General features: G+C 44.6%; 9 protein-coding genes. 1 reads left to right on the top strand and 8 read right to left on the bottom strand.

What is annotated here, in order from left to right; translation table 11 throughout:
* Position 1: 1 nt before the first annotated feature.
* From RA178_RS05450 to pnp, 3 genes are all read right to left on the bottom strand, one after another.
* Positions 2 to 1207, bottom strand: a complete 1206-nt coding sequence (locus tag RA178_RS05450; protein WP_173243273.1) for a tyrosine-type recombinase/integrase — start codon at positions 1205 to 1207, stop codon at positions 2 to 4.
* 360 nt (positions 1208 to 1567) lie between these two features.
* Positions 1568 to 2470 carry a lipoprotein NlpI gene (gene nlpI, locus RA178_RS05445; RefSeq protein WP_168822816.1) on the bottom strand — a complete coding sequence of 301 codons (903 nt, stop codon included), beginning with the start codon at positions 2468 to 2470 and terminating at the stop codon, positions 1568 to 1570.
* Positions 2471 to 2662: 192 nt separating this feature from the next.
* Positions 2663 to 4762: a polyribonucleotide nucleotidyltransferase gene (pnp, locus tag RA178_RS05440; protein WP_105251702.1), complete on the bottom strand. Its 2100-nt coding sequence runs from the start codon at positions 4760 to 4762 to the stop codon at positions 2663 to 2665.
* 195 nt (positions 4763 to 4957) lie between these two features.
* Here pnp and RA178_RS05435 point away from each other — a divergent pair, with 195 nt between their 5' ends.
* Positions 4958 to 7012: a putative bifunctional diguanylate cyclase/phosphodiesterase gene (locus RA178_RS05435; RefSeq protein ID WP_105251701.1), complete on the top strand. Its 2055-nt coding sequence runs from the start codon at positions 4958 to 4960 to the stop codon at positions 7010 to 7012.
* A 191-nt stretch (positions 7013 to 7203) separates the two neighbouring features.
* Here the strand turns inward: RA178_RS05435 and rpsO are convergent, their stop codons facing one another.
* The 5 genes from rpsO to nusA all read right to left on the bottom strand — a co-directional run bounded on the left by rpsO (position 7204) and on the right by nusA (position 13270).
* Positions 7204 to 7473: a 30S ribosomal protein S15 gene (gene rpsO / locus RA178_RS05430; RefSeq protein ID WP_219251202.1), complete on the bottom strand. Its 270-nt coding sequence runs from the start codon at positions 7471 to 7473 to the stop codon at positions 7204 to 7206.
* A gap of 148 nt (positions 7474 to 7621) precedes the next feature.
* Positions 7622 to 8587 (bottom strand): tRNA pseudouridine(55) synthase TruB, encoded by a 966-nt coding sequence (gene truB, locus RA178_RS05425; RefSeq protein WP_263266342.1) that lies wholly within the window; start codon positions 8585 to 8587, stop codon positions 7622 to 7624.
* Positions 8587 to 9045 (bottom strand): 30S ribosome-binding factor RbfA, encoded by a 459-nt coding sequence (gene rbfA / locus RA178_RS05420; protein ID WP_105251700.1) that lies wholly within the window; start codon positions 9043 to 9045, stop codon positions 8587 to 8589. Before rbfA ends, truB begins: the two co-directional genes overlap by 1 nt.
* Positions 9046 to 9102: 57 nt before the next feature.
* Positions 9103 to 11745, bottom strand: a complete 2643-nt coding sequence (infB, locus tag RA178_RS05415; RefSeq protein ID WP_105251699.1) for a translation initiation factor IF-2 — start codon at positions 11743 to 11745, stop codon at positions 9103 to 9105.
* A gap of 25 nt (positions 11746 to 11770) precedes the next feature.
* Complete coding sequence (nusA, locus tag RA178_RS05410; RefSeq protein WP_028761452.1) at positions 11771 to 13270, bottom strand: transcription termination factor NusA; 1500 nt, start codon at positions 13268 to 13270, stop codon at positions 11771 to 11773.
* Between the last annotated feature and the right edge of the window lie 23 nt (positions 13271 to 13293).

The raw sequence follows: 13293 nt of genomic DNA, 5'->3' as shown, positions 1-13293 counted from the left end.
GCTAGGCCGTGATTTTACGTAGTCTTTCTACCCATCCACTATATGCGTTAGCTTGTTCTTCTAGATATTCATAGTGGTCATAAACTTGCCATTGCCCTGGCAGTTTATGGCCCAACATGATCTCGGCGACATGCGGCTCGGTTAAAGTTGAAAAGTTTGTCCGCGCCGTTTTACGCAAATCGTGTATTGACCAGTGTTCCATTTCATAGCTCATGTTCTTCTTAAGCCATTGGATAATATTGTATGGCAGAGAAAGCGATGAAGAACGCCCCATTGGCTGATCTGTGCCTTCATTATTAAATAAAAACTCACCGTCACCACTCAAAAGCACGGCTTCTTCAATCAACTCCTTTGTCTCTGGAATGATTGGCCTTAGCAATGGTTTTTTTGTTACCTTACCTGTTTTATGATTTTCAGGAGGTACAGTCCACACCATAGTGTTGAAGTCAAAATCTGATTTTTTGCTTAACCTCAATTCACCATTACGGCAGCCATAGATAAGATTGAGCTTGAGAAAGATTTTATTTTTTTGTGCAATTCTGGATCCTTCTATCGCTAACCAAAACAACCGAATTTCATCATTGTTAAGTGAGCGATCACCCACATTCTTAGTTATTTGTAGGTCGCTCTTGGCGCTGATATCAACCAATACGTTTGACTTAAGTAATTGCCGCTTGACGCCCCACTTGAGTAATTGCTTTCCATTTGTGAGTAATCTATCGGCAATTGAAGGTGAGGTTTTTGCTTTGGTCTCGATAACATCAAGCCAAATATGTAGCGAGACTTTATCTGCAGGCAAGTGACCTATCTTTGGCAGAACGTGTAATTTGAAGGATCTTAAAATTTCAGCGTGACTGGTTTTATTTGCCACACAATAACTCTCATACCACTGCATGAACAACTCAGACATTGTTAGCGCTGTAGAAACGGCTTTGTGCTCAAGTTCCTTTACGGTCTTCGGGTTATTGCCTTGCTCAAGCTCTGCACGCAATCTAACGCATTCAGTTCTTGCATCCTTAAGTGACATAAGTGGGTAAGAGCCTAAGTCAACTCGGCAGGCTTTTCCAACATAGCGGTATCTGATTTGGAAAGTAATCTTACCTTTCGGAGACACCCTAACACTCAGGCCATCACGGTCTGCGCGTTCAAAAGACTTGGGGTAACTTTTAGATAAATTAGCCTTTAACCATGTGTCAGATAAGGACATTTTAAACTCACTGTGTACAAATTTTTTAAACCGAGTGTGTACAGTCTAAATTTGTACGCAAATTTGTACAAGTTTTTGGTGTCTATAGAGAAGGGAGGACGTCATGAGGTGTCTAGCGTGAATATTCTTAACTATTGATAATTATAGCTAAATTTAATAAAAATTAACTGTTTGTCATATCGAGTCAGTAGGGGCATCTTTTGGGTGCGATATGATCGCGAAGGTGCGACGTTTATCGACCTCTACTTTATTGCCTGACATGTTAACCTATGCACTTGTATCGCTAAAAAGGCGCAAATTATAGCGCCTCAGTTCGAGCTTGGCTAGGCAAAGCCCGAGATGAACTCGGGCTGAGAGAGGTTATTTTGTGGCTTCGAGCAAACCTTTGACTTTGGCGAGTTCAATACGCGCATATCTATGTTCGACAAAATCATAGATATTGGTTGCCAATGCTAAGCGAAAATAGTTTGCAGCATCTTGATATTGCTTAGTTTCTATCGCCATTTTTGCAAGGTAAAAATAAGCTTCGCATAAACGTTCAGCATATTCTTTCGGATATGTTAAGCCTACTTTAGCGGCAGAAAACACCTCATCACGGCTTTTTTTACCTAAATAATAATCGACGATAACGGTAGCCCAAGCATCATTTTCTAAATTCTGACGATGCTGCGCTAACTGTTTTTTAGCTTCAACGGAGTCAGCTTTCAAATCAATCAAATACAGCCATAATGCCCGATAACCGTCTTTATTATCGCCAGCATAAAACGCCTGCATATCTTTAGTCGCTAAATCAATACGGTCGCCATAGTACAAAGCAATACCACGATTCAAATAGGCATAATCATAATTAGGTGCTAACTCTAATACGCCATCGAAGGCTTCATAGGCGCTGTCGTATTCACCTTCTTGGGTGTAATAAATTCCAAGGAAATTATAGGCATCAGCGAGATCAGGCTGAAGTTTTAACGCTTGCATAAAATCAATCCGTGCGAGCAGTCTTAAGCCCACACTGTCGTAAATCACACCACGATCGTAATGAAATCTGGCTCTCTGTTCATTCGTCAGTTCGACCGTAGCCAAAATCTCGTTGAGTTTTGCCAATGTCACTTCGACTTTATAATCAGGCATAACCGGCGCAACAACCAATTTACCTTCAACATCATTATGGTTATCTAAAGGAGACTGGGTGGTTGCGCATCCGGCTAACAACAGACTGGCACTCGCCAGCACAGCAACGACAGCGGTTCTAATTTTAAGACTCATCCATTTCTACCTTTTTAGATTCCCAACATACGCAGAAGAATCTTCATGATAGCAATCCCACCACAGGACCGCTATTAGGGAATTAAGATTAATACTGACTTTCTTAATACCAAAACAAAAAAGGAGATCATTTGATCTCCTTTTGATGCAATCACTTAAAAAGTGTGTGCCTATAAATAAGTCAAAGACTCATTATTCAGCAGCAGCTTCTTTCGTTTGTGCTTCTTTAATTGACAGACGGACGCGGCCTTGACGATCCACTTCCATCACCTTAACGGCAACTTCTTGGTTCAGCTCAAGGTGATCAGACACGTTAGCAACACGTTCATCACTGATTTGTGAAATGTGTACTAAACCGTCTTTGCCCGGCAGAATGTTCACGAACGCGCCGAAATCAACGATACGGATAACCTTACCATTGTAGATACGACCCACTTCAACTTCTGATGTGATTTCTTCGATACGACGGATAGCTTCTTTAGTTGCTTCGCCGTTTGAAGAAGCGATCTTCACAGTACCATCATCTTCCAGTTCAATCGTAGTGCCCGTTTCTTCGGTCAGAGCACGGATAACTGCGCCACCTTTACCGATAACGTCACGGATTTTTTCTGGGTTGATCTTGATAACTGTGATACGTGGAGCGTGATCAGAAATATCATCACGGTGTGAACCAATCGCTTGATCCATCACGTTTAGAATATGTACACGTGCACCATAGGCTTGTTGCAGTGCGATATCCATGATTTCTTTAGTGATACCTTCGATCTTGATATCCATCTGCAGTGCAGTAATACCATCACGCGTACCAGCAACTTTAAAGTCCATGTCACCTAAATGATCTTCATCACCTAAAATGTCAGAAAGAACAACGAAATCATCGCCTTCTTTCACTAGACCCATAGCGATACCCGCTACAGAAGTCTTGATAGGTACACCGGCATCCATCAGCGCGAGAGAAGTACCACATACTGACGCCATAGAGCTTGAACCGTTAGATTCAGTGATTTCAGATACAACGCGTACGCTGTATGGGAATTCAGCCGCTGAAGGCATAACAGCGTTAATACCGCGCCAAGCTAACTTACCATGACCGATTTCGCGGCGCTTAGGTGATCCCACCATGCCTGTTTCACCAACAGAGTATGGAGGGAAGTTATAGTGCAGCATGAAACGGTTAGTGCGCTCGCCCATGATGCTGTCGATCTTCTGTGCATCACGTTCAGTACCTAAAGTACAAGTTACCAACGCTTGAGTTTCGCCACGAGTGAACAATGCGCTACCGTGAGTACGTGGCAATACGCCCGCTAACACACTTAAGGCACGGATCATGTCTGGTTCACGACCATCAATACGTGGCTCGCCACGGATGATGCGACCACGAACCACTTTCTTCTCTAAGCTACCCAGTAAGTTGTCAACTTCACGTAAATCAACGCTTGGATTGCTCGCTAACAAGGCTTCTTTTGCTGCTGCTTTAACAACAGAAACTTGAGCATAACGATCTTGTTTAACTTGGATTTTATACGCATCACCTAAACCAGCTTCAGCAAGCTCTTTGATTTGGGCGACTAAATCGGCATCTTGCGTTGGTGCAGTCCAATCCCAAGTTGGTTTACCGGCTTCTGCTTTAAATTCAGCAATCGCCTTGATAACCACTTGTTGTTGATCGTGACCGTAAACTACAGAACCTAACATCACTTCTTCTGGTAATGCTTGGGCTTCTGATTCCACCATTAATACTGCACCAGCAGTACCAGCAACCACTAAGTTCAGTTGGCTGGTTGCAAGTTGTGCAACACTTGGGTTCAACACGTATTCGCCATCAATGTAACCCACACGTGCAGCACCTAAAGGACCGCTGAATGGAATACCAGAAATAGCCAGTGCCGCAGAAGTACCGATCATGGAGATGATATCTGGCTCGATTTGTGGATCGACAGATACTACGGTAATGATAACTTGAACTTCGTTTTTGAAACCATTAGGGAAAAGAGGGCGAATTGGACGGTCGATCAGACGAGCGATTAATGTCTCATCTTCTGAAGGACGGCCTTCACGCTTAAAGAAACCACCAGGAATTTTACCCGCTGCGTAGGTTTTTTCTTGATAGTTAACAGTCAGAGGGAAAAAGTCACGGCCTGCATCTGCATCTTTTTTACCGACAACAGTGACTAACACTGTCGTGTCACCCATACTCGCTAAAACGGCTGCATCAGCTTGACGCGCTATAACACCTGTTTCCAGGGTGACTGTATGTTGACCATACTCAAAACTCTTTACAATAGGATTCACGTGACCCATTCCTTAATTAATGACCTTGAATTACGCGCGTAAGTATACTGCAATTCGGATCAATAGATAAAGAGCAGATAATGATGACAAATACGTAACTTTTCACTAAAGTGGTTAAATCAACAAAGAGTTGCAGTTTATATTGATACGGAAAATCTCGCCGATGGTGAATAATTATCATGAAGGATGCGCCCGATGACAGGCCGTTTTAAGTCACTGACGTGGAAACAAACTAACCTAGTCGTATTTACTGCCCTATTTTTTGCCATTGCCATTTTTATTGTTGAAATCGCTTTAGTCGTCGTATCAACCAAACAACAACTCACGACCACTCAGCAAGAACTCCTTGATTCAGTTGAACAACCTGCAGCAAATGCCGTATGGGCATTAGATGATAATTTAGCCCGTCAAACTTTAGAGGGTGCCATCAAAGTCGAACATGTTGGCTCGGCGGTGATTGAGCTGGACGATGGCTCAATGTTTGTTTCTGTCAGTAATAATAAGCAGAATAACTCACAGACTTTTATCAGTTTAAGTAATAAATTATTTGATGATCTCAAAGAAATTTCTCGCCCTTTGTATAGACCTTTTTATTTTGAAGGTACCCAACAACAGCAACTCATTGGTACATTAACGGTTTTCTACGATACCCAAGAACTAACAAACACCCTCTTCTCGCAGTTAAGATTTAGTTTTTTTGCTACTCTCGCTCGTGCACTCTTACTCACCTTAGTGCTGTCAGTGGTATTCCATCGCTTCCTGACTCAGCCTATCGCACGCATCAGTGAGGCCATCGATAAGATCGAACCCGACTCTCCAGATGAAAATCTCTTACCTATGTCCAACGCACACAAGGATGATGAACTCGGCTTAGTAACCTCAAAATTCAACCAAATTCTTATTCAATTTAGCCAAACCCAGTCCAAACTGCGCAAAATGGCGACCCGAGATCCGCTAACAGGCTTACCGAACCGTACATTATTGCTTGAAACCATCGCAGTCACTATCCAACGCTCGCGAGTACACAAACGCAGCTTTGCATTGATGTTTATCGACTTAGACCGTTTTAAGAATATCAACGATTCCCTTGGCCACGCATTAGGCGATCAATTCCTCGCTCGTATCGCCCGCATTCTCGAACGCTTCGTTGGTGATAAAGGCACTGTTTCCCGCTTAGGTGGAGATGAATTCGTTATTCTGGCCGATACAGTTCACACCCCAGACCAAGCGGCAGATTTTGTAGATAAGCTACTGATCCAGCTCAATGTCCCGATTCAATTAAATGAACATGCAATTCATCCTGCGGCATCGATTGGGATTTCTATTTATCCCGAAGACGGTAACAGCGCTGAAGATTTGATCCGTCACGCTGACATTGCCATGTACAGCGCGAAAGCTGCAGGCTCGAATCAATGGGCCTTCTTCAAACAACAGATGACTGAGCGAGCAGCAGTTCGCTTACGCACTGAAGCATCTTTACATGATGCGTTAAAAAACAATGAATTTTTACTGTATTTCCAACCGAAACTTGATCTGCAAACAGGCAAAGTCATCGCCTGTGAAGCCTTGATCCGTTGGCAAAAAGACGGACGACTCATCAGCCCCATTTCCTTTATTCCCGTCGCGGAAGAAACCGGTATCATCATTCCTATAGGTCGTTGGGTGATAGAGCAAAGCTGTAAAGTACTTAGGGAATGGCAGAAAAAATATAACTATGCCATCCCAATTGCAATTAATGTTGCCTCACAGCAATTTGCCGATGCTAGTTTAGTTCCCGATATCAAACAGATGGCATTACGCTATCAAATCCAACCTGAGTTGCTGGAAATTGAAATCACTGAAACCTCTTTGATGAACGACATTGAACTCGCTATCGCTAAGCTTGAACAATTGAAATCAGCCGGATTTGGCATTGCAGTCGATGACTTTGGCACAGGGTATTCTTCACTCTCTTACCTGCGCCATTTGCCTATCACTACCATGAAAATCGATCGTTGTTTCGTTTCCGATCTACCAGGGGATAGCGCAATTGCATCGACCATTTTAATGTTGGGAAAGCAGCTTAATTTGACCATTGTGGCCGAAGGCATTGAAAACGAGCAGCAATTGGATTGGTTGAAAGAAAATCAGTGCCAAGTCGGCCAAGGTTTCTATTTTAGTCAGCCTCTACCCCAAGCAGAATTTGAAGCCCTGTATATAGCAACACAAACAGCAACAATAAGCAGTCTTGATGGTTTACGTGGGGCTTAGGATACTTACATTGGCACTTAAGTATCGATTCGATGCTTAATCACATCAAGCTCAGCATAACGGACCTAAACATTAGACTGATTTTGACTGTAACTTCTTTATATCTCTCGTTTACACAATAAATATTCTGTTGAATTTTAGGCAATAAAAAAGGAGGCTAAGCCTCCTTTTTCACGTTAGTCGACGCGAAATTAACGACGTAGACCTAACTTTTGGATCAGAGCAGTGTAACGTGCTAAATCAGTACGTTTCAGGTAAGCAGTTAACTTACGACGTGAGCTAACCATACGTAACAGACCACGACGTGAGTGGTGATCATGAATGTGCTCTTTGAAGTGATCTTGCAAATGGTTGATTTGCGCAGTTAACAAAGCAACTTGAACTTCAGTTGAACCAGTGTCGTTTTCACAACGGCCAAAATCAGCCAAAATTTTTGCTTTTGCTTCAGAACTTAGTGACATGTATATCTCCAAATAAATAATATGAATCTCTAGCCGATCACTAACTCAGCCAGAGGGCGCGCTATTTTACCCATAAACCCACTCTAGCGCAATAAAAGGCGGGGACTAATGCATCAACTAATTTAATCATTTGTCGATGGATAACGGGCTAATGCGTTTCTGCAGGTTCGTCATGGATAACAATGAGTCGTTTCGGCGCTAATAAGCCATCTTCGTTCATTGTGCCAATCCCCACAAATCGGCGAATGTCACCTAAAGTGATACGTACCAACTCATCGGTTTTCAAATCTGCATTAACCGGTACCCGAACTGCTTGACCTTGCATTAAGTAAGGAGCTATCGCATCCGGCACATTCACCTCTGGGAAATCGGCCACGGCCGTGTCCATAGGCAATAACAGAGGGTCGAGTAATACGCTCGGATCTATCTGTTGTTCATGTGCTTGAGCAACTAGCGCTTCAAGTTGTTCTAAAGTGACCATTCTGGCATAGGGATACTGCGCAACTTGGGTGCGGCGCAGCATAATCACATGGGCGCCACAACCGAGCATCTCACCGAGATCGTCTATGATAGTGCGAATATAAGTGCCCTTAGAACAATGAATGTCTAAGGTCAGCTCATCGCCTTCAAGACCGATGAAATTTAGCTCAAATACCGTAATAGGGCGAGATTCACGCGGCACTTCTATGCCTTCACGGGCATATTTATACAGGGGCTGACCCTGATATTTCAGCGCGGAATACATAGAAGGCACTTGCTGAGTTTCACCACGGAAGAAATCAAGCGCGGTTAATAACTGCGCCTCGGTAAAATCAATGGCGCGGGTTTGCACCACTTCACCATCGGAATCACTGGTATCTGTCCGTTCGCCAAGCTTTGCAGTGACTAAATAGCGTTTATCGGCATCCAATAGATGCTGAGAAAACTTAGTCCCTTCGCCTAAGCATACAGGTAACATACCTGTCGCTAACGGATCGAGTGCGCCCGTATGCCCAGCTTTATTCGCATTAAAAAAGCGCTTTACCCTTTGCAATGCAAAGTTAGAACTCATGCCAGTGGATTTATCCAGCAGCACTATCCCATCGATAAAACGACCTTTTGGACGACGAGCCATTAATCTTTACCTTCCGTTTCATCTGCGTCATCAGCAATATCATCACCTAAGACTTCATCTTCAACCGATGCGTCTTCGCTGCCAAATTGCTGTTGCTTCGCTTTGTCTTGGTTGATCACTTGGCTAACTAAGTTAGACATGCGCATACCTTCAACCAGCGAGCTATCGTAGATAAAACGCAGTTCAGGCATGACACGCAGCTTCATACGACCCGCCACTAAAGTGCGGATATAAGGAGCTGCGCTGATCAAAGCGTTTAGCTTTTCTTGAACGACAGCTTTGTCTTCTTCAAAAAAAGTCACAAACACTTTGGCATAGCTGAGATCGCGAGAGACGTCGACGTCATTCACAGTCACAAAGCCAATACGAGGATCTTTCATGTCGCGCTGTAGCACTTGAGCAAGTTCTTGCTGAAGCTGCTGAGCGATTCGACGAGTACGACTGAATTCTTTTGCCATAATATTTCTTACCATAGCTTAAATTGATAAGGGCGGCTAAAGCCGCCCTTATTATCGTTACAGAGTACGAGCAATCTCGACGGTTTCGAATACTTCGATTTGGTCGCCTACGCGAACATCGTTGTAGTTCTTAACGCCAATACCACATTCCATACCATTGCGAACTTCAGCAACGTCGTCTTTAAAGCGACGTAGCGATTCGAGTTCACCTTCGTAGATAACAACGTTATCACGTAGTACGCGAATTGGCGCGCTACGCTTGATGGTACCTTCGGTCACCATACAGCCAGCAATTGCGCCCAGCTTAGGTGACTTGAACACATCACGAACTTCAGCCAGACCGATAATTTGTTGTTTGAACACAGGAGACAGCATACCTGTCATTGCTGCACGAACTTCATCAATCAAATTATAGATAACGCTGTAGTAACGTAAATCAACACTTTCACTTTCGATAGTCTTACGGGCTTGTGCATCGGCACGTACGTTAAAGCCAACCATGATAGCGTTAGAGGCAGCCGCTAAGGTTGCATCCGTTTCAGTCAGTGCACCCACACCGCGAGCGATGATGTTCACTTTCACTTCGTCGGTAGACAAACCTGTTAACGAATCAGTAATCGCTTCCAGTGAACCTTGTACGTCTGCTTTAAGAACGATGTTCAGTTCTTTCACTTCGCCGTCAGTCATGTTCGCAAACATATTTTCTAGCTTAGATTTTTGCTGACGTGCCAGTTTCACATCACGGAACTTACCTTGACGATACAGGGCAACTTCGCGAGCTTTACGTTCGTCACGTACGACTGTTGCTTCATCACCTGCAGACGGAACGCCTGACAGACCTAGAATTTCAACAGGAATAGATGGACCCGCTTCAGTGATTGAACGACCGTTTTCGTCTTTCATTGCACGAATTTTACCGTACTCAAGACCACACAGAACGATATCACCTTGGCGCAGCGTACCTTCTTGAACCAGAATCGTAGCCACAGGGCCGCGACCTTTGTCCAATTGTGATTCAATGACCACACCGGCAGCCATACCATCACGTACCGCTTTCAGTTCGAGAACTTCAGCTTGCAGTAAGATACCTTCTAACAGTTCATCAACGCCTTCACCTGTCTTAGCTGAAACGAAGGCAAACATGTTGTCTCCACCCCAATCTTCAGACATAACACCGTGTTGTGACAATTCGCTCTTAACGCGATCGATATCCGCTTCCGGTTTATCCATCTTGTTCACAGCCACGATTAATGGCACGTTACCGGCTTTAGCATGTTGAATAGCTTCGATTGTTTGCGGCATTACACCGTCATCGGCAGCAACAACTAGCACAACAATATCCGTTGCCTTGGCACCACGGGCACGCATTGCGGTAAACGCGGCGTGACCAGGAGTATCAAGGAAAGTGATCATGCCATTTTCAGTTTCAACATGGTATGCACCGATATGCTGAGTAATACCACCGGCTTCGCCAGCAGCCACTTTAGCGCGGCGAATGTAGTCGAGTAACGAAGTCTTACCGTGGTCAACGTGACCCATGATAGTCACAACTGGTGCACGAGATTCTAGCTTAATGCCATCTTCATCATCACGGTCTTGTAGCACTTGGTGCTCAAGCTCGTTTTCACGGATAAGCACAACTTTGTGACCCATTTCTTCAGCAACTAGCTGGGCAGTCTCTTGATCTAACACTTGGTTGATCGTGACCATAGAACCCATTTTCATCATCTGTTTGATGATTTCAGTCGCTTTCACTGCCATTAAATGCGCAAGTTCAGAAACAGTAACAGTTTCACCGATACGCACATCACGGCTCACGGCTGCCACAGGCTTATTGAAGCCATGCGCCATAGACTCAGGTGCAGTACTGCGGTTACGCATGTGTTTTTCACGGCCGTCACGGGCATCTTTGCCGCCACGTTTTTTCGCGTTGCTCTTGTTACGAGCACGACGTCCGCGTTTTTCTTCATCCAGATCAGAAGTATCTTCAGCAGCACGAGCTACTTTAGATGTCGTGATGTGATGATCACCATTTTTCTCAGCTTCTAAACGTTGGCGCTCTTCTTCGGCCCAGCGCTTAGAATGTTCTTCAGCGAGTAAGCGAGCAGTTTCTGCCGCTTTAGCCGCTTCTTCGTCTTGCTTACGTTTAGTTGCCGCTTCTTGCGCCGCTTTCAAACGTTCAGCTTCTAGACGAGCCGCTTCTGCTTCTGGTGACATATCTTTAACCACTTTCACTTCGGCTGCTGCTTTAGCTTTCGCCTTGGCTTCTGCTTCTACTTTTGCCTTAGCATCTGCTTCAGCTTTCACTTTTGCTGCCGCAGCAGCTTCTGCTTCGGCCTTTGCTTTTGCCAAAGCTTCTGCTTCGGCTTTCGCTTCTTCTTCAGCCTTCAGAGTAGCCTCATTAGCATCACGCTTAACGAAAGTTCGTGTTTTACGAACTTCAACTTTAACATCTTTAGATTGACCACCATTACCGGCCACACTTAGGGTCGATACTGTTTTACGCTGCAGCGTCATTTTCGTTGGCGCATTTTCGCCACCGTGCTGCTTTTTCAGATAATCCAGTAACTGCTGCTTTTCAGCTTCAGTCACTTTATCAGCTTGGCCTTTCTTAATTCCAGCCTGAGAGAATTGCTCAATCAGACGTTCAACACTTTTACCCACTTCCGTGGCCAATTTCTCTACGGTAGTATCTGCCATCAGTTAAATCCCCCTGTTGATCGACTTATGCTTCTTCGCCAAACCAACAGATATTGCGGGCTGCCATGATGAGCTCACCTGCTTTTTCTTCTGTCAATTCTTCAATTTCGATCAAATCATCAATGCCTTGTTCAGCCAAGTCTTCTAGAGTCACAATACCTTTGCTAGCGAAAACATAGGCTAAGTGTCTTTCAACACCTTCAAGTGCTAGCAACTCTTCACTTGGCTCCACACCATCCAGTGCTTCTTCAGTAGCGAGAGCTCGAGTTGAGATCGCCGCTTTTGCACGTTCACGTAAAGCTTCGACGAGATCTTCGTCAAAACCGTCAATCGCCAATAGTTCAGACACAGGCACATAGGCAACTTCTTCGAGCGACGTAAAGCCCTCATCTGCCAGTACTTGTGCAAAATCTTCATCGACATCCAGTGAGTTAACAAATAAATCAACCACCTTGGCACTTTCTGCCTGATGTTTCTTATTCATATCTTCCACTGTCATAACGTTCAGAACCCAACCAGTCAGTTGTGTTGCTAAACGTACGTTCTGGCCATTACGTCCAATGGCTTGTGCCAAACTATCGGCTTCAACAGCGATATCCATAGAATGGTTATCTTCGTCGACTATGATAGAGGCAACATCGGCTGGCGCCATGGCATTGATCACGTATTGTGCTGGATTATCATCCCACAACACGATATCAACACGTTCGCCACCCAGTTCATTCGAAACGGCTTGTACACGCGCACCGCGCATACCCACACACGCACCGATAGGATCGATACGGCGATCATTCGACTTAACGGCGATCTTAGCGCGAGCGCCTGGATCACGAGCAGCGCCCATAATTTCAATCAGTTCGTCAGCGATTTCAGGCACTTCAACACGGAAAAGCTCGATCAGCATTTCAGGTTTAGTACGGCTTAAGAATAACTGTGCACCACGAGCTTCTGGACGTACTGAGTACAATAATGCACGCACACGGTCACCAGGACGGAAAGATTCGCGTGAAATTAAGTCTTCACGGAACAATACGCCGTCAGCGTTATTACCTAAGTCAACCACTACGCTCTCGCGAGTCGCTTTTTTGACCACACCAGTGATTAACTCACCTTCTTGATCTTGGAACTGCTCAACCACTTGCGCACGTTCAGCTTCACGTACTTTCTGTACGATTACTTGCTTAGCGGTTTGAGTGGTAATACGGTCAAACACCACTGACTCGATATCGTCTTCGATAAACTCACCAGGCTGGATGTCCGGATTTTCGTAACGTGCCGCTTCTAACGTGATTTCACGATAAGGGTTTTCTAACGCTTCACCGTGATCATCAACTACCATCCAACGACGGAAAGTATCATAACCACCGGTTTTACGGTCGATAGCAACACGAACGTCAATATCACCTTCGTACTTTTTCTTGGTTGCTGTGGCCAGAGCAATCTCTAGCGCTTCAAAAATTTTCTCGCGTGGAACGGCCTTTTCATTTGAAACCGCCTCAGCGACTAGCAGAATCTCTTTATTCATCTCGTCTTGCCTCGTTCACCTTG

It is taken from the genome of Shewanella oncorhynchi (assembly GCF_030848765.1).
GTDB classification, from domain to species: Bacteria; Pseudomonadota; Gammaproteobacteria; order Enterobacterales; family Shewanellaceae; genus Shewanella; species Shewanella oncorhynchi.
The sequence above is the reverse complement of the archived record's forward strand: the minus strand, read 5'-3'. Positions and strand labels throughout refer to the sequence as shown.

Bases quoted from the DNA above. Each gene is read 5' to 3' on its own strand.
- RA178_RS05450 (WP_173243273.1), bottom strand. From the start codon at position 1,207: ATGTCCTTATCTGACACATGGTTAAAGGCTAATTTATCTAAAAGTTAC.
- infB (WP_105251699.1), bottom strand. From the start codon at position 11,745: ATGGCAGATACTACCGTAGAGAAATTGGCCACGGAAGTGGGTAAAAGT.
- RA178_RS05435 (WP_105251701.1), top strand. From the start codon at position 4,958: ATGACAGGCCGTTTTAAGTCACTGACGTGGAAACAAACTAACCTAGTC.
- truB (WP_263266342.1), bottom strand. From the start codon at position 8,587: ATGGCTCGTCGTCCAAAAGGTCGTTTTATCGATGGGATAGTGCTGCTG.
- nusA (WP_028761452.1), bottom strand. From the start codon at position 13,270: ATGAATAAAGAGATTCTGCTAGTCGCTGAGGCGGTTTCAAATGAAAAG.
- rbfA (WP_105251700.1), bottom strand. From the start codon at position 9,045: ATGGCAAAAGAATTCAGTCGTACTCGTCGAATCGCTCAGCAGCTTCAG.
- rpsO (WP_219251202.1), bottom strand. From the start codon at position 7,473: ATGTCACTAAGTTCTGAAGCAAAAGCAAAAATTTTGGCTGATTTTGGC.
- nlpI (WP_168822816.1), bottom strand. From the start codon at position 2,470: ATGAGTCTTAAAATTAGAACCGCTGTCGTTGCTGTGCTGGCGAGTGCC.